Origin of the sequence: Pseudomonas urethralis, assembly GCF_021602465.1 — a bacterium.
GTDB classification, from domain to species: domain Bacteria; phylum Pseudomonadota; class Gammaproteobacteria; order Pseudomonadales; family Pseudomonadaceae; genus Aquipseudomonas; species Aquipseudomonas vlassakiae.
In genome coordinates this window covers 88220-112914 of the sequence record NZ_BQIJ01000017.1, presented here as the reverse complement: position 1 = coordinate 112914, position 24695 = coordinate 88220, and the positions used below count along the sequence as shown (strand labels likewise).

At 55.0% G+C, this 24695-nt stretch carries 21 protein-coding genes; 14 read left to right on the top strand and 7 right to left on the bottom strand.

The window, feature by feature from the left end; translation table 11 throughout:
- Positions 1–49: 49 nt before the first annotated feature.
- Entirely contained in the window at positions 50–1258 is a 1209-nt protein-coding gene (locus tag L6D64_RS22965) for an ammonium transporter (protein ID WP_176507776.1), read from the bottom strand.
- Positions 1259–1579: 321 nt separating this feature from the next.
- Between L6D64_RS22965 and L6D64_RS22960 the strand changes: the two genes are divergently transcribed.
- The 6 genes from L6D64_RS22960 to L6D64_RS22935 all read left to right on the top strand — a co-directional run bounded on the left by L6D64_RS22960 (position 1580) and on the right by L6D64_RS22935 (position 8544).
- Positions 1580–1894: an ElaB/YgaM/YqjD family protein gene (locus L6D64_RS22960; RefSeq protein WP_099815566.1), complete on the top strand. Its 315-nt coding sequence runs from the start codon at positions 1580–1582 to the stop codon at positions 1892–1894.
- Positions 1895–1903: 9 nt separating this feature from the next.
- Positions 1904–2278, top strand: coding sequence for a phage holin family protein (locus L6D64_RS22955; RefSeq protein ID WP_152955821.1), 375 nt, complete (start codon positions 1904–1906; stop codon positions 2276–2278).
- Complete coding sequence (locus L6D64_RS22950) at positions 2275–2604, top strand: hypothetical protein (RefSeq protein ID WP_176507775.1); 330 nt, start codon at positions 2275–2277, stop codon at positions 2602–2604. Before L6D64_RS22955 ends, L6D64_RS22950 begins: the two co-directional genes overlap by 4 nt.
- 103 nt (positions 2605–2707) lie before the next feature.
- Entirely contained in the window at positions 2708–4039 is a 1332-nt protein-coding gene (locus L6D64_RS22945) for a deoxyguanosinetriphosphate triphosphohydrolase (RefSeq protein ID WP_176507774.1), read from the top strand.
- A gap of 276 nt (positions 4040–4315) precedes the next feature.
- On the top strand, positions 4316–4936 hold the full coding sequence (locus tag L6D64_RS22940; protein ID WP_176507788.1) for a response regulator transcription factor: 621 nt from the start codon (positions 4316–4318) through the stop codon (positions 4934–4936).
- 8 nt (positions 4937–4944) lie between these two features.
- Positions 4945–8544 (top strand): transporter substrate-binding domain-containing protein, encoded by a 3600-nt coding sequence (locus L6D64_RS22935; protein ID WP_176507773.1) that lies wholly within the window; start codon positions 4945–4947, stop codon positions 8542–8544.
- A gap of 38 nt (positions 8545–8582) precedes the next feature.
- On the opposite strand, the gene L6D64_RS22930 is transcribed toward L6D64_RS22935, so the two are convergent.
- On the bottom strand, positions 8583–8894 hold the full coding sequence (locus L6D64_RS22930; RefSeq protein WP_176507787.1) for a 50S ribosome-binding protein YggL: 312 nt from the start codon (positions 8892–8894) through the stop codon (positions 8583–8585).
- Between the two features lie 65 nt (positions 8895–8959).
- Between L6D64_RS22930 and L6D64_RS22925 the strand changes: the two genes are divergently transcribed.
- The 4 genes from L6D64_RS22925 to L6D64_RS22910 are packed head-to-tail and all read left to right on the top strand — an operon-like array spanning position 8960 to position 15374.
- Entirely contained in the window at positions 8960–11266 is a 2307-nt protein-coding gene (locus L6D64_RS22925; RefSeq protein WP_176507772.1) for a hypothetical protein, read from the top strand.
- Positions 11244–13364 (top strand): integrase, encoded by a 2121-nt coding sequence (locus tag L6D64_RS22920; RefSeq protein WP_176507771.1) that lies wholly within the window; start codon positions 11244–11246, stop codon positions 13362–13364. Before L6D64_RS22925 ends, L6D64_RS22920 begins: the two co-directional genes overlap by 23 nt.
- On the top strand, positions 13361–13975 hold the full coding sequence (locus tag L6D64_RS22915) for a hypothetical protein (RefSeq protein WP_176507770.1): 615 nt from the start codon (positions 13361–13363) through the stop codon (positions 13973–13975). Before L6D64_RS22920 ends, L6D64_RS22915 begins: the two co-directional genes overlap by 4 nt.
- A complete protein-coding gene (locus L6D64_RS22910; RefSeq protein WP_176507769.1) occupies positions 13956–15374 on the top strand; it encodes a tyrosine-type recombinase/integrase in 1419 nt (472 codons plus the stop codon). The genes L6D64_RS22915 and L6D64_RS22910 overlap by 20 nt, the downstream gene beginning before the upstream one ends.
- A 464-nt stretch (positions 15375–15838) precedes the next feature.
- On the opposite strand, the gene L6D64_RS22905 is transcribed toward L6D64_RS22910, so the two are convergent.
- Complete coding sequence (locus L6D64_RS22905) at positions 15839–16789, bottom strand: RES family NAD+ phosphorylase (protein WP_236192585.1); 951 nt, start codon at positions 16787–16789, stop codon at positions 15839–15841.
- Positions 16790–17226: 437 nt separating this feature from the next.
- On the opposite strand from L6D64_RS22905, the gene L6D64_RS22900 reads away from it, so the two are divergent.
- Positions 17227–17991: a hypothetical protein gene (locus L6D64_RS22900; protein WP_176507768.1), complete on the top strand. Its 765-nt coding sequence runs from the start codon at positions 17227–17229 to the stop codon at positions 17989–17991.
- 164 nt (positions 17992–18155) lie between these two features.
- Here the strand turns inward: L6D64_RS22900 and L6D64_RS22895 are convergent, their stop codons facing one another.
- Both L6D64_RS22895 and L6D64_RS22890 read right to left on the bottom strand, forming a co-directional pair.
- Positions 18156–18698: a metallophosphoesterase family protein gene (locus L6D64_RS22895; RefSeq protein ID WP_176507786.1), complete on the bottom strand. Its 543-nt coding sequence runs from the start codon at positions 18696–18698 to the stop codon at positions 18156–18158.
- Positions 18699–19440: 742 nt separating this feature from the next.
- Positions 19441–20865 (bottom strand): hypothetical protein, encoded by a 1425-nt coding sequence (locus L6D64_RS22890; RefSeq protein WP_176507767.1) that lies wholly within the window; start codon positions 20863–20865, stop codon positions 19441–19443.
- Between the two features lie 431 nt (positions 20866–21296).
- Here L6D64_RS22890 and gapS4a point away from each other — a divergent pair, with 431 nt between their 5' ends.
- A complete protein-coding gene (gene gapS4a / locus L6D64_RS22885; RefSeq protein WP_176507766.1) occupies positions 21297–22232 on the top strand; it encodes a GapS4a family protein in 936 nt (311 codons plus the stop codon).
- Entirely contained in the window at positions 22232–22651 is a 420-nt protein-coding gene (locus L6D64_RS22880) for a hypothetical protein (protein ID WP_236192584.1), read from the top strand. The genes gapS4a and L6D64_RS22880 overlap by 1 nt, the downstream gene beginning before the upstream one ends.
- Before the next feature lie 245 nt (positions 22652–22896).
- Here L6D64_RS22880 and L6D64_RS22875 read toward each other — a convergent pair whose 3' ends face one another.
- Both L6D64_RS22875 and L6D64_RS22870 read right to left on the bottom strand, forming a co-directional pair.
- Complete coding sequence (locus tag L6D64_RS22875) at positions 22897–23367, bottom strand: hypothetical protein (protein ID WP_236192583.1); 471 nt, start codon at positions 23365–23367, stop codon at positions 22897–22899.
- Between the two features lie 62 nt (positions 23368–23429).
- On the bottom strand, positions 23430–23918 hold the full coding sequence (locus L6D64_RS22870; RefSeq protein WP_176507765.1) for a hypothetical protein: 489 nt from the start codon (positions 23916–23918) through the stop codon (positions 23430–23432).
- Positions 23919–24167: 249 nt separating this feature from the next.
- Here L6D64_RS22870 and L6D64_RS22865 point away from each other — a divergent pair, with 249 nt between their 5' ends.
- Positions 24168–24638, top strand: coding sequence for a helix-turn-helix domain-containing protein (locus L6D64_RS22865; RefSeq protein WP_176507764.1), 471 nt, complete (start codon positions 24168–24170; stop codon positions 24636–24638).
- Positions 24639–24695 lie beyond the last annotated feature (57 nt).

The window sequence follows — 24695 nt, the reverse complement described above, 5'->3', positions numbered from 1 at the left end:
AAAGAAGCTTATTCTAAGTCCGTCCTGCCCCCTCTGCACCTGACCCTGCTCAATCCTGGCTGGTGGCGCCGATCCGGTGCAGTGACAAGTCTGCACCCTGGAACTCCTGTTCATGGCTCAAGCGCAGGCCATGCACCTGGCGAATCAGGCCGTACACGGCAAAACCACCGATCAGTGCGACCAGGACGCCTGCCAGGCTACCCAGCAGCTGGCTGACCAGGCTCACCCCACCCATGCCACCCAGCGCCACCTGGCCAAACACACCGCAGGCGATGCCGCCCCACAGGCCGCAAAGCCCGTGCAGCGGCCAGACGCCGAGCACATCGTCGACCTTCCAGCGATTCTGCGCAGCGGTGAAGCTCCAGACAAACAGTACCCCCGCCACCAGCCCGGTAGCCAAAGCGCCAACGGGGTGCATCAGGTCAGAGCCGGCACAGATCGCCACCAGCCCTGCCAACGGCCCGTTGTGCAGGAAGCCCGGGTCGTTGCGCCCGGCCAGCAAGGCTGCCAAGGTGCCGCCGACCATGGCCATCAGCGAATTGATCGCTACCAGGCCACTGACACCTTGCAAGGTCTGGGCGCTCATCACATTGAAACCGAACCAGCCGATGATCAGGATCCATGAGCCCAATGCCAGGAATGGAATGCTCGACGGTGCGAAGGCCACCAGGCGGCCGTCGCGGTAGCGCCCCCGCCGAGCGCCCAGCAACAGCACCGCGGCCAGCGCCAGCCAGCCGCCCATGGCATGCACGACCACCGAGCCGGCAAAATCATGGAACGGCGCACCAAAGCGGGCCTGCAGCCAGGCCTGCACGCCGAAATTGCCGTTCCACACCACGCCTTCGAAAAAGGGGTAGATGAACGCAACGATCAACGCCGTGGCGCATAGCTGCGGCGCGAAGCGCGCACGTTCGGCGATCCCCCCCGAGATGATCGCCGGAATCGCGGCCGCGAAGGTCAGCAGGAAAAAGCATTTGACCAGCGCATAGCCGTGGTCGGTGGCCAGTTGCGACGCCGGCTGCAGGAAGTTCACGCCATAGGCGATCCAGTAGCCGATGAAGAAGTACACCAACGCGGAAATGGCGAAGTCGCTGAGGATCTTCGACAGCGCGTTGACCTGGTTCTTGTGGCGCACGGTGCCCACTTCGAGAAAGGCGAAGCCGGCGTGCATGGCGAGCACCAGAATGGCGCCCATCAGGATGAACAGGGTGTTGGAGCCGTGGACCAGGGAGTCCATTGCGCTGTGCATGTTTTCCATGAAAGAGGCAGACCTGCTGAAAAAGCACCAGGACAGTTCAAGAACCTGCATCCCTGCACCGAATCGGTGCCAGCTTTTGCCCTGTTTTGCCGAACCGGGCGCGGCCTGCGTGGTTTTTTCTTGGGTTTGTCGTGGATTGGGTTAAGGTTTATCGGTATCCGCCAGGGTCGACGCCCTGGTTCGGCGCACCGCTGCGGGCTACGCCCCGCGTTGTGGCAAATTTCAGTAGCAAGGCCCATACCAGCGCCGCTAGTGAACCTTCCATACACCCGGTCACTCGAATGACCTACAGACCTGCACACCTACGATAGGGAGAGCCCCATGGCCAGCAAATCGGCAAAGACTGCACAAGAGATATTGATGGCTGACTTCCAAGCCTTGGTTCGCGATACCGAGCGCTTGCTGGCCGATACCGCCAACCTCGCGGGCGACCAGGCCGATGAACTGCGCGAGCAGATCCACGAGCGTCTGACCCAAGCCCGTGAAACCTTGCAACTGACCCAGGATTCAGTGCGTGAGCGCGGCCAGGCAGCGCTCGGTAGCGCCGAACAGTACGTCCAGGAGAAACCCTGGCAGGCCATTGGTATTGCCGCAGGCGTCGGCCTGCTGATCGGCCTGCTGGCCAATCGGCGCTGAGGAGTCCCCATGGAGAATGACAGCATTGGCACCAGCGCTTCCGGCAAACGCCTGGGCGCGGCACTGCTGGGGCTGCTGCACAGCCACATCGAACTGTTCGGCATCGAACTGCAGGAGCAGAAAGCACGCACCCTGAGCCTGCTGCTGTTCGCTGGCCTGGCATTGGTGTTCGCACTGCTGCTGCTGACGGCCTTGTCCGGCTTGCTGCTGGTGCTGCTGTGGGACAGCTATCGGCTGGCTGGCATCATTGGCCTGTGCGTCTTCTATGGCGCGGCTGCGCTGTATTGCGGCCTGCGCCTCAAAGCGGCTGTGTTCGATGAGTCATCACCCTTTGGTGCGACCCTAGACGAACTGGCCAAGGACCGGGAGCGCCTGTTGCCATGAGCCTGCCTGAACTACCGAATACCCGTAATCCACGGGAGCTGCGCAAGGCGCTGCTACGCCTGCGCATGGAAATGCACCGCCAGGAGATCCGCCATGAGTCCGGCCAGATGCTGCAACCCTTGCAGCGCCTGCGCGGCATGGGCAGCTCGCTGCATGACGGGTTGGGTATCAAGCACGCGCCGTTGTGGGGCATCGGTGCCGTCGTGGCACTGGGCTTTCTGACCGGCAAAGGGGTACGCAGCGGCAACCTGGGCCGCCTGGTCCGGCTGGGAACCAGCTTGTTGCCGCTGGTGCGCCTGTACCTGCAAGGCAACCGTCGCCCTTGAACGTCGTGACCGGCCCCCTGCCCAAGGCCGGTCACGATCTTCCCCTTGCACACCTGCTCGCGACGCTCGAAGCTATCCCTCTCGATCGACAGGAGACCGCGCCTTGGACTGGCACACCCTGCTCACCCGCGAACGCCTTGGCAAAGCGCTCTATAGCGCCGAAGAACTGGGCCGCAGCCCGTTTCACAAAGACCATGACCGGATCATCTTCTCAGGGGCCTTTCGCCGCCTCGGGCGCAAGACCCAGGTCCACCCCGTCACCAGCAACGACCATATCCACACGCGCCTGACCCATTCCCTGGAGGTCAGCTGCGTTGGCCGCTCACTGGGCATGCGGGTCGGCGAAACACTGCGCAGCAGCCTGCCCGAGTGGTGCGAGCCCAGCGACCTGGGCATGATCGTGCAGTCGGCCTGCCTGGCTCACGACATTGGCAACCCACCGTTCGGCCACTCCGGTGAAGACGCCATTCGCCACTGGTTCCAGCAGGCCGCCGGGCGTGGCTGGCTGGACGACATGAGCGACGACGAACGCGCCGACTTCCTCAATTTCGAAGGCAACGCGCAGGGCTTTCGTGTGCTCACCCAGCTCGAGTACCACCAGTTCGATGGCGGCACCCGGCTCACCTACGCCACCCTTGGCACTTACCTCAAGTACCCTTGGACTGCCCGGCATGCCGATGCCCTCGGGTACAAGAAGCACAAGTTCGGCTGCTACCAGAGCGAGCTGCCACTGCTGGAACAGATTGCCCGCAAGCTCGGCCTGCCGCAGCTCGAAGAACAGCGCTGGGCGCGCCATCCGCTGGTGTACCTGATGGAAGCGGCAGACGACATCTGCTACGCCCTGATTGACCTGGAAGACGGCCTGGAGATGGAGCTGCTGCACTACGCCGAAGTCGAGGCGCTGCTGCTCGACCTGGTCGGCGATGACCTGCCGGAGACCTATCGACAGCTTGGCCCTGCCGACTCGCGCCGACGCAAACTGGCCATACTGCGTGGCAAAGCCATCGAGCACCTGACCAATGCCGCTGCCCACGCCTTTGTCGAGCAGCAGCAAGCACTGTTGAGCGGTCGCCTGAGCGGCGACCTGGTCGAGCACATGCACGGCCCGGCCAAGCGTTGCGTGCTGCAGGCCAAAGCCATGGCGCGAAACAAGATTTTCCAGGACAAGCGCAAGACGCTGCATGAAATTGGCGCATACACCACGCTGGAAATCCTCCTCAACACGTTCTGCGCTGCCGCCTTGGAACAGCATGGGGGCCGTACGCCGTCATTCAAGAGCCGCCGCGTGCTGGACCTGATCGGTAACAACGCCCCTGACCCGCACGACTCCCTGCACCAGGCGTTCCTGCGCATGATCGATTTCATCGCAGGCATGACCGACAGCTATGCGAGTGATATGGCTCGGGAAATGACCGGGCACTCGAACCTGAGCTAAGGGCAAGGCGTCGCTCCGTACAAACCGAGCGACGCCCTTATCTAAGAAACGTCCTACAAACTCTACCGCCTTATAAACAACGTATACACAAAAGAACAAAAAGCACCCAAAACGCCTTTGACGACGAAGTAAATCCTTACACTTCGTAGCCCAATTTGAATTCCGCTGTAAGCCGTTTCCCATATATATCGAATTATCCATCCACTCGCCCCCGTCGACTTGCAACTGGGGTAAGGTGCCACCCTGCCTCCGCCATTCGCTGCAGGGAAATTGAACATGAATAGCGTATTTATCGTCGATGACCATCCAGTCATCCGCCTTGCTGTCCGTATGTTGCTGGAAAACCAGAACTACAAGGTCGTCGGTGAATCGGACAATGGCGTGGATGCCATACAGATGATTCGTGAAACCCAGCCAGAACTGGTGATCCTGGATATCAGCATTCCCAAACTGGACGGTCTTGAGGTGCTTTCGCGCTTCCAGGCCATGGCACTGCCGCTGAAGATTCTGATACTCACCGCACAGACACCGGCATTGTTCGCGATGCGCTGCATGCACTCCGGCGCTGCAGGTTATGTATGCAAACAGGAAGACCTGAGCGAACTGCTCAGCGCAATCAAGGCCGTACTGGCTGGCTATAACTATTTCCCCAGCCAGGCGATACACAATGACCATGCAACAGCTGACGCTGACCTGAAACTCTTCCGACTCGTTAACGACCGAGAACTGATGGTCCTGCAACTTTTCGCCCAAGGCCGCAGTAACCAGGAGATCGCCAAAGGCATGTTCATCAGCAACAAGACCGTCAGTACCTACAAAAAGCGGCTCATGCAGAAATTGCAGGTCGACACCTTGGTCGACCTGATCGAAATGGCTAAACGCAACGCGCTGGTCTGAGGTCTTCGATGCTGCATCTGATAACTTGCCTGGGGTTCGTCCTGGCCTTCGCCTGCGACCTGGCGCAGGCTTCATCCCAGAACGTCGAGACCTATACCCTGCTCGCCCGCTCTTCGGCGATGCCGCTCAACCCGCCACTGACTGAACAGCAAAAGCAGTGGCTGATGGGTCGCCATAGCCTGATCCTGGGCACCTCGGCGCCCGACTACCCACCCTTCGACATCACCAGTGGCGGGCAGATCTACCAGGGCCTCACCGCCGAATATGCAAGCCTGATCGGCAGGGCACTGAACCTGCCGGTGAAGGTCATGCGCTACCCCCACAGGCAGGCAGCGCTGCAGGCGCTCAAACGTGGGGAAATCGACCTGCTCGGCAGCGCCAATGGTTACGAAGCGACAACCGCAGGCGTGACGCTTTCGCACCCTTATGCGGTTGATCAACCCGTGCTGGTCACCCGGGAAGATGAAACGCGTGCCCTCAATGGCGGTCTGCATGGCCTGCGCCTGGGCATGCTCTACCACTACCTGCCGCAAGAGGAAGTCCAGGCTACCTACCCCAATGCCGAGGTGCTGGTTTTCGGCTCATCCACCCAGGCCCTCAACGCCGTGGCCTTTGGCCAGGCGGATGTGTTCGTCGGCGATACCATTTCGACCCATTACCAGCTCAACCGCGGGCACCTGCCACGGTTGCGCCTGGCCAGTTTCGGTCAACACGAGAACTTCGGTTTCAGTTTCGCCATGCGCACCGAGGATGTGCAGCTCAAAGAGCTGGTCAATGCAACCCTCAACCGCCAATCCAGCTCACTGCGGGCCAGTATTCTCAAGCGCTGGAGCGCTGGCAGTGACCTGCTGCTGAGCAATCGCCAGCTGCAGTTGACGGCAGACGAGGAGCAGTGGCTGCGCAGCCACCCGGTCATGCAGGTCGCGATTGACGAAACGGCAGCTCCCCTTTCCTATTTCGATGGCAACGGCCATTTTCGCGGAATAACCGCCGACCTGCTGGACCTGATACGCCTGCGAACCGGCCTGCGCTTTGAGGTACAGCGGGCCAATGGCATTGCCGACATGCTCGCACGGCTTGAAGACGGGCGTGTAGACATGATTGCCGCCCTTGCCAGTGACGGCATCGACGACAAAGGCCTGCGTTTGAGCCGGCCGTACCTCGAAAGCCCCCACGTGCTGGTCACCCGTACCCATGACGAGCGCTTCAGTTCGCTGGAGCAGCTGAGCCAGCGTCGTATCGCCATCTCACGCTACAGCAACATGGACGAGCTGCTGGCGAACCACTTCCCACAGATCGGCTGGATCGAGACCGAAAGCCCCTATTATTCGGTAGCGCTGCTCAACAGTGGTGCCGTCGATGCCGTGATCACACCATTGATCGACGCCAACCACGCCCTTGCCGTCAATACCAACCTGGTCATACGCAGCACGGTGGGCAGCGAGCCAGCCAACTTTGCGATGGCGACCCGCGAACAGGACAGAGCACTTGCCAGCATGCTCGACAAAGCCCTGCTGAGTATCTCGCCGGAAGAACTGGGGGTGATCAACAACCGCTGGCGCGGCTACGACGTGCATGAAGATGCCAGCTGGCAAGGCTTGCGACGCCTGATCCTGCAAGTGCTGCTGGGGACAGGCGTGCTGCTGTTGCTGGCGCTGCTGTGGAACGCTCGCCTGCGCGGCCAGATCAAGCAGCGCCAACGCGCCGAACGTGCGCTGAGCGACCAGCTGGAGTTCATGGGTGCACTGCTCAACGGCACCCCGCACCCCATGTACGTGCGCGACCGCGAGGGCCGCTTGCAAAGCTGCAACGCCAGCTACCTTGAAGCCGTCCAGTCCAGCAAGGAAGCAGTGATTGGCATGCGCCTGGAAGAGAGCCTGTTCGCCGATGCCGAGAACACCCGCCAGATTCAGGCCGATTACCAACAGGTGATGGCTGCCGGCGTGCCGCTGATCATTGACCGCCCTGTACGCCTCAAGGATCGCGAAATGACCCTTTACCACTGGATCCTGCCTTACCGTGACTCGCTGGGTGAAGTACAAGGGATCATTGGCGGCTGGGTCGACATCAGCGATCGGCGCAAACTGGTTCAGGAACTGCGCGAAGCCAAGCGCCTGGCCGACGACGCCAATCGTGCCAAGAGTACCTTCCTGGCCACCATCAGCCACGAGATCCGCACGCCGATGAGCGCGGTCATCGGCATGCTCGAACTGGCGTTGCGGCGCGCACTGCAAGGGCAAGTGGACCCCACTTCGCTGGAAGTCGCCCATCAATCGGCGAGGGATTTGCTTGGCCTGATTGGCGATATCCTGGATATCGTGCGTATCGAGTCCGGCCACCTGTCACTCAATCCAGAGGCCGTCGATCCGGCAGCGCTTGTCGAGTCGGTCGGCCGTGTCTTCCACGGGCAAGCGCGCCAGAAAGGCCTGGCCCTGGACATCAACATCAGCCCTGAAGCCCGTGGCCATGCCTTGCTCGACCCGCTGCGCTTCAAGCAGATCGTGTCCAACCTCGTCAGCAACGCCATCAAGTTCACCGAGCAGGGCCAGATCAACATCACACTGGGTTTGCGCGACGAAGGCCCGTGCGCGCACCCGACGCTGGAACTGGAAGTGCGTGACAGTGGCATCGGCATCGAGGGCGAAGACCTCCAGCGCCTGTTCAACCCGTTCGTCCAGGCCAACCCGCATAGCCAGGGTGCCCGCGCCGGCACTGGGCTCGGCCTGGCTATCTGCCATAACCTGTGCGAGATGATGGGTGGCAACCTGAGCATCAAGAGCCTCCCGGACTTTGGCACACAAGTTCGCCTGCTATTGCCGCTTGAGCGCGTCGACGCCCCGGCGCCGCAGGGGCGGGAGGCCGAGGAGGTGGACATACCCGACAGTGACCTGAAAGTGCTGGTGGTCGATGATCACCCAGCCAACCTCTTGCTGATGGCACAGCAACTGGGCTATCTGGGGCTAAGCCATGCCAGCGCCAGCGACGGCCGCGAAGGCCTGGAAAAATGGCGCCATACGCCGTTCGACGTGCTGGTGCTCGATTGCAACATGCCACACCTGAGCGGCTACCAACTGGCCACTGCCGTGCGCAGCGAAGAGCGCCAGAACGGGCGACCGCGCTGCGTCATCCTGGGCTACACCGCAAACGCCCAACCCGAAGTCAGGCAAAAGTGCCTCAGCGCCGGCATGGACGATTGCCTGCTCAAGCCCATCAGCCTGCGTACGCTCAGCCAATGCCTGGCCAAGATCGTGCCCAGACCCCACCAGGCCATCGAGCCATTGTTCAACCTGGCGGGCCTGGCCGGCATCGTCGGCAACAACGCCAGAAGCCGTACGCGCTTTCTCACTGCCGTGCACACAAGCCTGCAGGAAGACCTGGCACTGCTCATGAGCCTTGATCCCCAGCATCAGGCCAATGAAATTCGCGAGCAGGCGCACAAGATCCTCAGCGCGGCACGGCTGCTTGAAGCAAGGCGCATGATGACGGCCTGCGAGGCCCTGGAGGATGAAACCTTGCCTGCGGGGTGCATCCGACTGCAGCGGCAGGTACTGGCTCGGCATATGCGCCGAGTGGAGAAAGCGCTGGCCAGGGAACTGGCCAAGGCTTGACTGAGCGGCGCCCGAGCGAGGCGCCGCTCATGCACAGGTCAGGAAGCCGGGTTGATCGGCTTTTCCGGATACCAGGCGTCCAGCAGCGGGCTGACTTCGATGGTGGTCAGTTCGCTGCGGCCTTTGAGCCAGGCTTCGACCGTGGCACGCTGCTCTTCGCTGACCGAGCCACGCTTGGCCGAGCACACCAGACCGAAGTCATCGCCGCCAACGTAATCGAGGCCGTTGGCATCCATGGCTTCAGCCAGGAAGGCGTCGAGGAAGGCATCGATGGCTTCGTCGGACAGGTCTTCCTTGAAACCCAGGTTCAGTTCGAAACCCAGCTCCTTGCTTTGACTATTCAGGGACAGGTGTCATTATCCTTTCAAACCACTAATCACGGCCATATTAGCCTGAATCTGTTGCGAAAAAGAAAATGACGATTGTCAAAAAAGCCGCGGCCATTCTCTACCACCCTCTCAAAGCGATCGATCAAGAGGTTGGCGACCTAATCCTCACGACCGGAAAGGCTCACGCAGCGTCAGAGAACCTCAGAAATTTCACGATTAGACCGGCCCTGCAGGTTCTCGAAGCGTACTGCGACATCACCGGCCAGCGAATCACGATGGAGACCCTTCGGAGCCCATTGATTGAACACATCCTGGAGGGTTACACCGCGGCCCTCGCCGGTGAAGAGTTGGTCAGCGTTGACAACCGGCAAGCGGTGAATCTGGTTCGTAGAATCTATAACGTCTTAGAAGTAGCCAGAGCTGCAAATCCTGATCTACATCCAGTTACATGGGATTTCAATCGCTTTGCAACTGACCCCGCCCAATGTCAGAAGATGAGAGAAGCCAGCGATTTCCATAAGTGGTATTGGAAGGGTTGGACTATCGAGAGAAAACGCGGAGGCGGAACATATTTAAGATTGGCACCCCTCGTTGCCAACTACGGCCGTGAGTTTACAGAAAATATTTTTAACCAGCTGGAGCAATACTATCGCGGCCGAGGTAATGATTTTCGAATCGAATGGAATTTCATGTTCGACTACCTTCATGAGAACCGTACGACTTGGCCGCTTAAAACTTTCAGCGATGAAGGTACCACCAAAGACTTCATGGAGGCCTTCACCATTCACACTTTCAGCGAAGCGGAGAAAGCAAATCAAGACTACTCCTATAAGTCAAAGTCTTTCGGAAAGTTCCTAACTAGCGCAGAAAATAGTCTTTGTAAATCCGGCGCATGGCCAAAACTGACTGCACCATTCGAACGACCTCCTGCCCATACCAAGCATCCATCCCAGACACGTACTAGAGATCAAGATGGGCTCACAGTTCAGGAAAAAACACTTACATCAATCCCTCTACACGTGACTGACGCTGAAGCTGTAGAATATTTGTTTTTCCACATCAAGAAGGATTTGACGACAGTTAGAGACTGGGCGACGGCGCAGGCAAATGATCTTAGAGCCCGTTATAAACGACGGGCTACGTTAGCTAAAGAAGGCACCCCCATCATCAAATTTGTTGGACGGGGGTTACATAAGCAGCATAGCCTCGCAGATATCTGTGCAACTTTAGAAAGTCTGAATTCCGAAGTCCCCTTTAAGTTCCTGCGCAAAATACACAAACATCACACCGGAGAAGATTTGAGTGCTGCAGGGTTAGCCAACGCCTACGGATTTCCACTTAAAGGCTGTTTGTACCCACTGCAATGCCTCTTGGTAATGGAACACCCTGAAATCACGGCGGATTTTCTGAACGGCTTCGAGCTCTATAATGAGAACGGTGTTCTTACCGGTTTTGATGAGACCAAGCGAACACTCACAGGCTACAAAAATCGCAAGAAACCAGATGTTCGAGAGCAGGTAATCGAACTCAACGACACGACTTTCGAAATCGTAAATGACATTATTTCTATTACACACATCGGTAGAAAAAAGCTCAAAGCTGAAGGCAATCAAGATTACCGCTATCTCTTCATCAATTCAGGCAAGGGAGCGTCCGTTTTCGGACTCGACATCATGCCGTTGTGGAATGACAGCTCGTTTAAAAACAACAAGGCACTGAAGGTTGAAATACTCAAGCAGTTCAGACCGCACAGCGACCTGCCTGAAGAAGAACTACTCAATTTTATTCAGCGGGCACGTATTGGCCGGATACGCTGTTCAGCGGTGGTTTCCATCTTCATTAAAACGAAGAGCAGCGAGGCGACATCCCGAGCTCTGGGTCATGAAGAGTATAACCCTGACTTGCTGAGCCATTATTTGCCAGAAGCGTTACTGTCCTTTATCAAGGCCCGCTGGATTAGGATTTTCCAGAAAGCGATGGTGTGTGAGGCGATGAAGGACAGCCCTCACCTGCTGCGGGTGACAAAGTTCGCCAACATGGATGAACTGGACGCTTTCCTCGAAAATCACCGGATCAAAGAAATACCAAGCGAGGCCGCTGATCCTGAGCGCAAGGCAAAATCCGAACAGATCGAAAATAGTGAAGCCGTACTATCCGTCGGCGTACCTTTCCTTGCCTCCATCCTCTCACTTGAAGCTGCAGTGACTGCATCTACAGACCGAGCTCGGGTTTGCGGCAAGGCCGAGTATTGGGCATCGTTCGCCAGCAAAATCAAAACTGAGATTGCTTCCAGCATTGATCGGAAGCTCAAAAAGTACCTCGCCACAGCGCTGCAACTCGTAGATGCGAAAAAAATGGAGGAGTTGATCTATGTCCCCGCGCACTGGGCGTAAAGCCGGCTATGAGTTTCTTGAAAAATTTGGACGAGCGAGATCGTCGGGCCACCGAACAGCACCGTGGCTATTGAATAACTTCGAGGAAAATGTTTGGAAAGTTCAAAATTCTCAGAAAGAACCTTTCGACCTTGATTGGGGAGCTCGTATGTGGGATGGCAGTCTTTTGACAGCCCCCCAGAATGAGCGATTACTACTCTCGCTTAAACACTTACTGATTATCGGCGCAAATGGGGTCAACAAAGAATTTGCTCACCTGGCACCTGAATCCAGAGGCATGCGCTTCGCGTGCACTGTAAAGGTAATTGATTATCTACTAATCAATGCCAAGCGCTTTAGCTTGATCGAGTTTGGTCTTGGGGCGCTCAACGGTGATGACCTAAAAGCAATCCTGAGCACGCTCGCTTCAGATGCTTATTCCCATCGTTCAATCTATAACTGGAGCAGCCGCGTCGCTGCTTTCTGCAAAACGCAACTGGACAACTTGAGCACAGTAGAGGCCGAACAGATTTTCGCGAAGTATCCGGCCATTCTAGAGATAAACGATGAATCCGAAGATGGCTTGGATTTAAATTTAACCCGGGCCGATATTCCGAACGCACGAGCAGCACTCATGAAGGCTGGGCTGTACTACGGCAATAACCACTCCGGATTCAAAGTAAGTACCACTTCCCTTTCAGCCATTCTATATCCAGAAACAATTCGAGGCAGAAGCACCGCTAAACCTGCCCTAGATGTGTTAAATTTTTATCCAAACGAACAAATCTACAATAGAGAACTACCGGCAGCAAGGGTAACCACAGGAGAATCTGAGTTATTACAAACGACTTTGTATTTTCTTTTCCGCTACTGCCTAATCCATAGCTCAGCACTTGCTTCATTGAATCTCCCCACGCCCTCGGACACGGATACAATTATCGACTACATACCAAAACTCAGAGAACCAGCACGATTCCGGAGCGTGCCCGCCGATAATCTTCTTAAACTTTTTCGCCGAAGCATTGAGTTCCATGTCGAGCATGGGCCCGCCATCCTGCGCGGATACTTAAAAGTCGCCGAGCACTGTCACCACAATAAAACCCCAATGCATTCACTTAAAGGTGAGGCGCTTGAAAACATCCTCGGCTCGGAACTGGTAGATTTTGGAGTGAAGACTATTGGACTTTCGTGCAATTACGCAGGCCAAAATCAGACGGAACAAAAGGGTGATCGACAAACCTACTACCAAAATTTGCGCAAAAACCGTGGGCTTGTTGAGTTGGTATATGTTTACCTAGGTAGCATTCAACTGACCATTGGAATGCTGATGGCACGCCGCGTAGACGAAATGGTTACATTGAAAGCCAAATCGTGCTTAGACGAATCTAGGTCATGGCTAAATTTTTGCCTCGGAAAATCTACGCGGAGAGCGTGGGGAATTCGCCTAAGAGAGTCGCGACCAGTTGACGCAATTGCTGTGGAAATGATTGAGGAACTGCAGCGCTTCCAAGATGAGCTCAGCCGCATTGGCGTTAATAAGGGTTTGGGTGACCTTTTCGCTACACCGTCGATACGTGGACTCAAGGGGCTGCAGAACTGCTCTTTGCACCTTTACAACCGCCATCTAGACTATGCATGTGATTACTTTGAAAGCGACCTCAATGGAAACAACGAGCGATATTATGTACGCCAGCATCAGCTAAGACGTTTCTTTGCCATCTTATTTTTCTCTACTAACAGCTTTGGTGAACTGGACACGTTACGCTGGATGCTTGGGCATCGCGACCTAGAACATGTTTGGAATTATCTGAGCGAGTGCCTGGATGGCAATGAAATCCAGCGGGCAGGCACGCAGCATTTCGTCAGTCTGATCAAGAATCAACGCCTCGAAAACTACAAAGACCTCAAAGAACTTCTTGAGGCCGAATTTGGCACAACCATGTTGCACTTGGTAGATGAAGAGAAAATCGAGGATCGGCTTATGGCTTTGCAAGAGCAAGGCAGGGCAAAAATTGAACCTCACTTCTATAAGGACGAACATGGAAAGGCCATGAAAGTCCTTTTCATCCTGAGTGACGGCCATCGAGAGCTACAGGTAGCTGAGCAGACCGCATCATGAGCACACCAAAACGCACACTTATCAACCAGTCAATCGACGCCATGTTCGAATTGCTTTCAGACATCTGCCAGCGACCACGACATTACGAACATAACGAACAGGTGATCGCTGCTCTACAAAGCCAAGGAGGTTTGTGCAACTTGGATATAGATTTTTCGATCAATGATAAGCAGTTCTCCATTCGCCCCCTTAGCCTTAATACGTTAAAAAAGCGGCTATCTGAGAATGGTGCAGAACGAGATTTGAGTTACTTGGATCGTCTACGTTCGCATGCCATGGCCGGGTTAGCCAAGCTCCAGGAAAACCCAGTAAAGGTTCAAGATAAGCGGAGTCTATCGGGGCTAGCAGATAAGGTAGAGGAGCTAGAAGCGGAAGTAGCCTCGTTGCAAGCAGCCAATATGGTGCTGATTCAAGCTCTGGATGTAAATCGCAGAGATTTAATTAGCATTCTTGACACCACTCTTGAGGGCTTAAGGCAGAAGCGGATTAAGGATGCAGTTAACCGCATTATTAGAATATTGAGCCTGAACCCCACTCCCTTTAATGACGTCTCTCTCCTCTCAACAAAAAGTCATTTGCAGCTGGTGCCCAATGAAAAAAAGAATAGTTAACTACCCAGAATCACGCCAACTTTTCGAACCAATACCGAAGCTGAAGCTTTACAGCCACTTGTCTGGTGACGAATTAATCACTTTAGATAGCGATAAACTGCCGTTTATGACTTGGCCTGATGGCAAACCATGCTTTCTAGCAAACGCTTACATGGTGAGGGTTCGCGAACTACCTGGACGAGGCGGTAATGGCCCATCTCGCGAAGGCGAAAAAGGGGGAACCTTTGGTGAGTATGCCGCGCAAATTAGTTCTCTTATCCGCTTCTGTTACTATAATAAGCTTAACTTCATTGACATATCCGATGATGATTTCTGCGAGTTCATTGATGGCCTGCGCACTGAATATGACCCACGAAAACCACATAAACGAAAAAAAGGTGAACGGAGAATTACTACTATTGGACGCAAATGCCTGAGGTTTCTGGCCTACGTTGGCGAAGTATATGGCATCCACAACCACGTCGGCATTGGCGGCACCATCTCAATTGAAATGGTTGATTCCATCTACTACCGTAACGGCAAGGCATTCAAACGCGCAAGCGTACATCACCGATCATTCAGGACACCCGAGGCCAAGAAATCCAGAAAACCCATTGGCGAGGCCACAATTCAGAAACTGCGCGACACCATAGATGATATATCTATCTCGGATTTTCTCTGCACTCGTCGTCAATTGATGATTTCATTATTCTCGGAAACCGGGGGTCGCCGAGGTGAGGTGCACGAAATCACAGTAGCTCAGATTCTTAATGCCGCAAAAGTCAAAGCACCGTTCGTAAGGCTTAAGACACTAAAGCATGGGGGCAACGGAGAAGTTCGAGACATATCGCTCAGCTCACCACTATTGCGTGATTTATTGAACTATATTCATGGGGAACGCTACAGCCTCATGAAGCGCTTTAAAGGTTCTCCAGATCATGGCTTCTTGTTCGTCACGGAGCGTGGGGGACGCCACATGACGCGTGGAAGTATCACGACTGAGTTTTCAAAAATCAGGCGGGCTGCCGGTATTGAAGAGCAGGCTTGTGCGCACCTGTTTAGACATACATTCTGTACAGACGAGGTCGCCAAACTGATCGCAGAAACTAAGGCTCTGAGCCCAGACTCATTCCGCCAGACATTAATGACTAACAAAATGATCGCGGAACGGGCACTTTCACGGAGCGGTCATGCGACACTTGAAAGCCTTCTGACATACGTAGACGATGCTTACAAGGAAAAGTCAAAGTTTGAGAAAGTAGTTCATAATGTTGAAACCGCTAAGATGTACGAAAACTACCAAAAACGTATGAAACGACTTCTGGAAGCACTCAAGAGCGGAAAAATATCGACAGATGAGTACATCGAGCGCACCGAAACACTAATGGCGGATAGAGACCGTGACCTCATGATCGCCTGACAACCCAGGGATTACTGAGGCAGTGTATTTGATCGAACTCCAGTTTGGATAATGAATCGATACGAGGAACATAAAGAAAACGACGCAGGCCACCCCTATTATCTTCATGCTATAGGATCATCACGGCAACGCATTTTGGGGGCACACCCAGGCGACACATTATTGCATTAGCTTTGGCCTACCCGCCTAAGGTCTCGCTCATGCGCGGATGCGCGCACGAAGATGGGACTCTCAACCAAGCCAGTGGACTCCATGAAAGTGCTGTGTTACGCACTCAAAGGCACAAGTAGATGCGCAACACAACCGACACCAGAAAGTTATGCTAACTCTGCGCGTAAAGTGTCCTGGTGCGTAGCTTGATCCTTGAGCCCTGAGCCACTCCTCAGAGGGAAAAAGCCCCGCTCAGTATTCATCACTACGCTCGCAGTAGATTCGCAAGACGTATAGCGAGCCCCTTACGTCCATCACCACTCCGCCTCCAAAACCTTCGCTTTAGGCCGATCATCCTCCAGTTCCAAATCGCTTGTTCCGTAGTGAACCTCCTCGATGCGGTGATGCATGAGACTCCCTTCTATGTACTCGATGCGCGGAGCATTAGATGACCTGGGGCCCAGGATCCCCATGGTGCCCTTAAGCTTCCAAATCGTTGGGCTCGGCGAGCATGCTGCATGAGAAAACAGGACGATATTGCTGCCGCCCTTGTCCTGAACCGATTTGAAGATCACGCCATCCAGTTGCGGTTTGCAGTGAGTCGCGAGGTACTCGGCGATGACTTGGGGTATTAGGTAATTGCGCTCCAAGCCTGGCAACACGGGAACGGTCATTTCATCATGGAGGTACCTCAGAAATTCCTGCCGCCCGCTCTTCTGGAAGTATTTGGGATCGAAGAAGCTGGGTACCGGCCCGAGATCGGCGGTCTCAAAACGCCCAAAGTCCAACACCCTGACAGACTGATTCAACCGGAACTCCCCACTCACCACCGCTCCGCCAACCGGAGGCCGCAACTCGGCCACGCAGGTTTTGCGAGCGAACGCTCCATAGAACGCAGGGACGCCCGCTGGATTCATCCTGCCCTGACCTGCTTTGTCCTTGGGAGGCGCAGCGAGTTTGCTCGCCGGGTCTGCGGTGATTTCAGCAACACTCTCGGGCGTCATGCAGGTGCGGGCGCGATAAATGGGTGGGACGCTTTCGGGACTGAGAACCCGAACTACCGCATGCTCCTCTGACGACGCTGAATAGCTGCCGAGGTCTTTGACAATCCAGTCAAGGAAGGCCTTCGCGCTGTCATTGAAGAAGCGCTTACCATGCTTGAGCCCGTCTTGAAACGCGCCCCACTCATGCCCGAAATGGTCTGGTCGGAACGGTGACCGCTCATACTTGATATCATCGTGGAAGTCTTTGAGATTGGTGCACACGGCTTGGACTATCCGCTCAACGTTGTCACACCCAAAAAGCTCACTAACCCAGTACTCGACGTAATCTCCCCCTTGAGAGTCAACAACGCCGTCCGGGCCTCAGCGACGGACAAATTCGCCTTCATGGATGTAGCGTTTGAGAATGGTCTCGACGCGATCAACAATCTGCGCAAGCGGTACGCATCTACGCTTTGACTGGCAGAGGCTGCATTGTGTGGAGGTGCCATTGCGTCTGATCTGCCCACCGAGAAACGGGTCAATCACGCACTTATAACAAACCGTCAAATCACCCATGGTGCCCCTATCGTCCTCTCGCACAGTGATGGCAAAGTACATCCTCCAAGGGCCCGCATGATCGCTGATGTTTCCCGCCCATCCAACTACTGCTTACTCGCGGGCCGGAACGCCCCGAACCCACAGGGGGTATAAGACAACGAATGAGCTTCACTAAAGAATACGCATTCGAGGTTGAACAGGAACGATGCCTGGCCTGGATCAAGCGTCAACACGGCATGGACATCGATCCCGCTGAGGATCCTGAGACCTGGGAGCGCTTGAGCGCTGAATACTCGTCAGCGATGGAGGCTGACGCCGAAGAGGCTGAGTACCGATGGCTCGGGCGACACTCGCATAACGAACTCTTCAGCGAATTCTCCAGGGAGCTGGCTACCGCGAGTGATCTCCTCGAACTCAATCAGGACGACCCTAAAGCACAGACCGTTTACAAACTCGTCTACGCCCATGCGGTGACGCTACTCGAATCGCTGATTAGCTCGGTCGTTCGCAGGCTGATCGTGCACTATGAACCGCTCATGATAAATGTGGCGACATGCTACGAGGAGCTGAGCAAGAAGAAATTCACGCTCAAGGAGATTGTGCTACAGCCTAAAGGGGTGGAAAGCATCGTGCTGAAGACGCTGACTGAGCTTTCCTTCCACAATCCAGCAACCATCAAAACCGTGATGGACGCAATGTTTGGCAAGCACATGTCCGGGCTAAAGCTGGATGACATCAGCCCTATCTGCATCAAGCGCCACGACATCGTGCACCGCAACGGTCGAACAGTAGACGATGAGCCGATTGTGATTGGTGCTGCCGAAGTGCGCCACGCCATCGTGGCTATACGGGACTTTTCGACGGATTTGAAGCGGCGAATCTACAATGCAGTTCATGAGCTTGAGCAGCAGGATTCACCTTTTTAGTAGCCTACTCAAGCAACCTCCGCGCTTAGGGGCGGCAACCCCAAAGTACCTGCTTAGCCCACTGAGAAGCAGCCGTATCCGTTGATGCCGCCCTCAAAGGCCTCCCGAGTGATGCCCAAAATAACCTTCCTACTCCGTATGTATTCGTCATGCTAACCGCCTCATCAAAATTCAATACAGAAATCCGGTAAGAACCCCGTACGCTCACCCGGGTATCCACGTGGGTTCGAAACCAATCGGCATCCAGATACGACGGTATCGACTGCATGATGCGTGTGGCCAAATACCCAAGCGTCAGCCTGAGCCACCAGGTCATGCCATTGGTTAAAGTAAGCCGCACCAAGGTGCCCCTCATGATCGGTGCCTGCCACTTCCTGGATGGGGCAGTGATGAGTCACTACCAACGTCTTGCCGTCGAACTCCTTCGCTAACTCATTCGCCAAGAATTCACGAGTGGTGATATTCCGTGCAATTAGATCAACAGGGCGAAGCTTGCTGTAGCTCTCACCGATGCGAATGCGCTTGAAGTCGTTCATCCACTCCGCACACACCCTCATCGCAGCCCTGTAGTCCCCAGTCGCGGTGAAATCTGTCCAAGCAGTTGCTACCAAAAATCTGGTGTCGCCGATGATCAACGTTTGGTTGTCCAGGATGTGCACATTCTTGCGTGAGGGCGAGTGCGTCCCCAAATACACGCAAGCAAGCATGACCGCGGGCCCGGCGAAGACAAAGTCAGTGCGCATCCAATCCAGGAGATGAAGCACCTTGTCCAGCGCTTTGCCCTTGGCGAAATCGAGCTCCAGGATCTTCAGTGCGGCGATGTAGTTTCTGTTCCACCGCTTGATAGGCTTGGCCATGTCTTGCAGTTGAACCTGGTAAGGCTCATAAATACGCGAGACCCCGTCACACCGTCCGAGCGCCACATTCAACATGTCCTGGGGCGGAGCGTTATCAGCGGCTCTAAACCAACCCAGCTCTTGCTCTGCCTCCGCATTGCCGGCGTGATGGGCCAGCTCATGGAATGAGATACCAGGCTCAAACTGGATTTCCAGGAGATGCGCAAACGACAGCAACGCAGCACAGTGCCGCAACTGCCTGTCATTTACAGTCTTTCTACCCCGGGCCAGCTGGGCCATGCGAGACGCAACATTGCGATCTGGCAGAATGACCGTTCTCACGCCCTCCTGCTGGGCGTAGACATAGCCAACAGGGTGGTACAAGCCAACCTCAGGAGGGGTGAAACTGGGCAACAGGAAATCGGCTTCCTGCAGCAGCGGAATGACCCGCTCCAAGTCATCAAGCGGAAAATCCTGAGGTATCGCCCAATAAGCGGATTGTTGATTCGACTTCATGAATTCGCTGCCACCTTCATCTCCAACAAATTGAGCCTAAAAACGTGAGAGATCGGGCGCGTGATTCCCGTAGAGCCCGAGTCCGCGGCACACAGGCCTACTCCTTAGGAAACTCGAACGCTTGGAACGCGTGAGGACGCATTGATCGCTCCTGCAGAATACCAAGCTCATCGCACTGCTCACGAAGTGCACTCAGCTCCTCCTGAGTCGCAGGCTCCGGGAACGCCATATAGAGCAAATCCTGTGAGGAAGCACGGGAGGAGAAAGGTTCAGACGTAAGCCCTACCACTTCAATGATGTCGGGATACCTCAGTCGTAGACCGTGACAATAGGTGGCAAGAAAATCGGCACGATCCTCCCTGAAAACCTGATAGTCCACCGCTGGGTCGCGAGGCACGATCGTGAACACGTAAAACCGCCCTTTCACCGTTGGACTTGGCATGATCCGAGTCGCCTGACTTCCCAGGGGCACAGGCTGCCGGAGCAGATCATGAAGCGCGTCACCCAAGACCCGACGTGCAAAGCGATTCTCCATCGCAAGCGCCCTGACGAGCTGTTCCTTCTCATCATTTGTGTAGTTTTCACCGTCCACTGCAACGGCTTCATCAGAGCGGATGTATTTGGATTGAACCTCGATGATCTCGTCCCAGAAGTAACTGAGACGGTTGGCTTCATTTCGGGCTAGCCGCTCGGCGCTCGAATTGAAAGTTTCCCAATCGCCCTCGGCGAGCACAATCATGCTTGAGGCGGGAAAATCACGAGGTAGTGTGTGCTTCCCCCCCTGCATGCTGGTTTGGTAGAGCGTGATGAGCTCTTCTTCGCCCGCGACGCTCATGCACTGGGCACTGCTGAGGAAGCGCTCTTTCTCAGAGAAGTACGCTACTAGATCCGGTACCGTGTCCAACTCTGAGAGGAGCACATCGAGAGTCAACTCATCCAGCACATGGACGAAGCGATCCTTACCCGCCGGCCAACCCACCGTGAAAGGCGTCTCCAGGTGCTCCTTCTTGTCCAGCAACGTGGTGTCAATCATCAGACTACCGCTGCTCTCCCCGCCCCAATGGGAAACAGCCGCGTCGAAGGATCCGCGCGTCACGGCGATACGGTGAAAAATTGCCTTGTCCATGTCAGGTAGCCGATACGGAAAAGGCACAGCACATTGCTTGTCCAGGAATAGCCGGCTTGGGTGCTCACGGATAAATTTTTCCGCGCCAAGCAACTGGGTCACTGAGGCGTGGATCGCCCGCTTGTACCAACGTCCCCATGAAACCAAGGGGTCAGAGTGCGTTGGGTACTCACAGTGCTTATCCGAGAAAATCAGGATGTGATCGCCGAAGACGACGAATAGATCGCACAGCTCCTTCCCGTCGCCCGCGGCCGTTTTCTTCCCTTCGTCGGTGTGGACGTTCCCATAGCACCATAGACTTAAAAATGCCTTGCGCGCTAGCTTGCTTAGATAGCGTTCAGACTCGGTTTTGGGCTCAACCTCGATCGCAGCTTCCCACGGCGTTTTCACAGTCATGACAGGGCTCCGGGCATAGAAAAGTGATCATAGCGCTTCGCTTGTCTCGATGCCGCACGCAAACCAATGGGGATGACTACATTGGCGCCGCACACCCTTGATCCACTTTAAGTGGACAACACATGCAAACAAACTCACAGAAAGTGAAAATTAAACAGCATGGCTGTTAATCACAGAATTCCTGTTCACTATTTGTGGATTCATTACACGTAAAGTGTATGAAAACAGCAAAACGTGTATTTTTTTACAAATCGTAAAAACACTCCCCGGACATCACAGCCCTGTGCTTCATGGCCTCCAGCGATTTTCCAATAAATTGCTTGCCCATCAGAATTTTCTCGCTAGAGTATTCTCCACACGAATCAGATCCATAGGTTGGCCAAGAGGCCGGCCTCGCTGCGCACTTTATAAATCAACTGGGGAGCCCGCTAGTGGGAGAGTGGTCGAAAAGTATTGGTGAGCACGGGGAAGACATCGTCTTCTCTTTCCTGAAATTCATTGGTTGGAAAGCAGCCGTCCGGGGCATTGACGTAAGCTGCATCCACCCGGATGGGCACAAAAAATCGGCATCAGCATCCGAGCGGACAAGCCACGGGATCGACTACGTGTACACAGGCCAGTCTCCTCTAGAGGATGGCGTCCTCAAGCACCTATGTATCTCATCAAAATTTTCGACCAAGCCCTACGTGCGCCCCTTGGCAAGCACCTTTAAGAACCACTTCAGCGACCTGGCCACAGCCATTGAATGCTTCAAACGATCAGTGCAGAAGAAACAGCTCAATGCTGGCTATACCGGGATCAGCGCGGAGGTGGTAGCGGGCGTGTTGTTCTGGATCAACGGTGAGGACGTCAAAGATTTCGATGCCGTCTCTGAGGTTGCGTCCAGCAAGAAGCTGGACGATTCCAATTTCGGAACCATCTATGTGGTCGATAACCGACGCGCCTGCTTCCTGTATGAGGCCATCTCCTACATGCGCAACACATACGGCGCCGCCAACGTTAAATTCCTCTACCCCTCCACTGGCAAGAACGTTGACCCCTCCCAGCGCATAGCTGCCGGTGATGTACTGCCAGCAGAATATCTCACGAGCGGGATTATCCCCTTCTTTATCCAGGCAGGTGATGCGAAAAACCTTGCCATCTGCTGCGACGATGAATTTAGTGAGGAAGGTCTTCGCCGGCTGATCGGCTATTTGTCCTCGGTAGCGTTGGATTTCCCGCAGAAGGTGGTCATCGCATTCCCTGATTACAATTTCGGCGATCATAGCCGCCAGGCGGCACTGGCCAAGGGGTCGATCGCCAACAAGCGCTTTGCCGAATTGGTCGAAGTGGTCAGCTATCGCTCCGACTTCAGGAGTATCGCGTAATGCACATGAATGATGAAAATTCGATTTTGCCTCAAGGCGAAAATCTTCGGGCCTACCTCGTCCAACCGTTTGTGTCCAAGGGCGACCTGAAGCATCTGCTCCGACGTCGTGGCGTCTTCATGTCGCAGCAGGATAAGGAGCAGAGCATCCCCTCGCTGACGCTATCGCTGCTCAAGCCCAGCGAGTTCGTGGAACTGCAGCAACTGTACACCGCGAAAGAAGACAACCCTAAGATCACAACGCAGATCATCGAGTGGTCAGGCACTGAAACCTTGATCAGCAGCATCCCCGACGACATCGACGTCAACAAGGTGCTGGATCTGGATTTCAAAAATTTCAAAGTCCTGAATGCTCCTAGCTTCTACCCGGTTCCCAACAGCGACGACGCCATACGCATGATTTCGAGATCGAGCGGCTAGATCGCTCCAAGAGCTGGGCTGATTCGCACAAACGCTTCAAAGCTTCCATTGAGATTCAGAAGAGCAAAGACAAAGACGAACTCATCTTCATCAGCACCCATACCGCCCCCGAGACCAAGCAAACGAACCGGGCCGTATCTAAGCACCTGATCGGCCACTTCAAGACACAGGGTCAGATCGCCCAGAAAGCCAAGGTTCGACAGATTCGCTTCGGCGACTTCACCAACGCCAATCGATTTGAATACTTACTGGGGCTTACGCGGGACAGCAGACATGCTTCCATAACCTTCCAAGAGGTACTTGATATAGGCCTTGTTCCAGACGAGGATCACGCGCTTCCTGAGCAGCTCGATTGGATGGAGGAACGAATTCGTGGATTGGATCTGCGTGGTACAGGCCTTGAGGATTCCGACTTCCTGAGCAACCTCGCATACAGACCTTGCCTGCTGATCCACCGCTTGGATGCCAAATTCAGATTCAGCTTGTCCGGTATGGATGGACAGTGCGTGATTTCGCTTGGCTTCCCCGACTTCAACAATGGTCATAATCGGGATAGCGAGATCGAACTGCGTATCAAGAAAATCGAATTCGATGAGCCCCGCCGTAGCCTGGATAAGAACGAGGCCAAGCAAACGATCCTCAAAGAGCTCGAATTTGAAAAAATCGAAACCTTCAAAAAACTCGCCAACCTTGAAGAGACCCCGTAACGCAGACAAATCCATTCCAGGTTGGGCACGACGCGGGGCTTTTCTGCCCCGCTCTGCTGGATCCTGGCCCTCTATCTGCTGAATTCATACTGCTCCAGCTGTCGACGAAGGAATTGCTCATTCAGAATCTTGGGGAACGAGTAGGTCAGTTTCACAATGAGGTAGATGAAACCGATGGGTACAACCACCCCCAGAAACCCTCCCATGAGCAAGGCTACGAAGCTGAGCGGCAGGAATAGCAATGCAAGGACAAACGCCGACCAACGCATTTTCCTGATCCAGGTTGAGAAACCATTCTGCTCGTAGATCGTCTCGCCGGCTGCGGTTTTGATCGCAAAGAGGATCCATCCCATTCTCCCCAGTTTTACGAAGAAAAAGCTGCCATCGATGCCTGGACGCATGTGAGATTCAATGAGCTGTCCTACCCCGACTTTCTTCACGAGCTTGGTCGTACCGTCCTTTTCAGCCAGGCGTAGGTAGGTGTATTCCGAGCCGTCCGGTTTGTCCGTGGACGGGCCGACAACTTCCAATTTTCCATTAACAACCATCACATCTGACACGCTCTGTTCCCTCAAAATCGCCGCGCAGAGCCAGCAGATACTGGGTGCGCGCTGACTGGCTGGCCGCCATTTTGACCGGCCATCCCTCTCTATCCCGCACAGGAGATTCCCGTTGCCGCGGCCAGTCCCTGCGACTGGCCAGCGCACGCGATGCCGGAATGCTGGCGTCTCGCCACACGGTATTTATGAATATATTGTATGTTTCCGTGATTCGCAATGTGGCTTTATCCTCAGTTTTGAGGATCCACCATGCGCATCGCGCCACCACTGGCCGCGGTACTCAGAGCACTTCGTACAGCTCGGGGCCTGTCGCAGGAAAAGCTCGCAGGGCCTGGCGATGCGAGTCATATCCATCTCTTGGAAAACGACCGAGCTAGCGCAACGCTGGGAATGATGGAAGGTATTGCTGAGCGCTTGGACGTGGATCTGATCGCGTTGCTGGCCTATGCCGGCAAGGTTGGTCAGGACATGGGGCAGGAGCAGTACCTGGAGAAACTGCGCTTGGAGATGGACAAGATTGGCGCTTTGGGCATTGATGTCGAGATCCGTGAACACTTTCAGGATGGGCATCTTGTAATCCACAAGCCTGGTCGGCCAGCACGGCAAGCGAAGATTGAAGCGGTGCTCAAAGCCAAAGCGGCTGGCAAATCCAAGCGAGAAGTCTCAGATGAGCTTGGCATTCCATGGTCGACGGTAAACGACATATGGAAGAAAGGCTGATCTGCTACCTCACCAATTTCCCTGACACAAAAAAACGGCCAGATTGGCCGTTTTGAG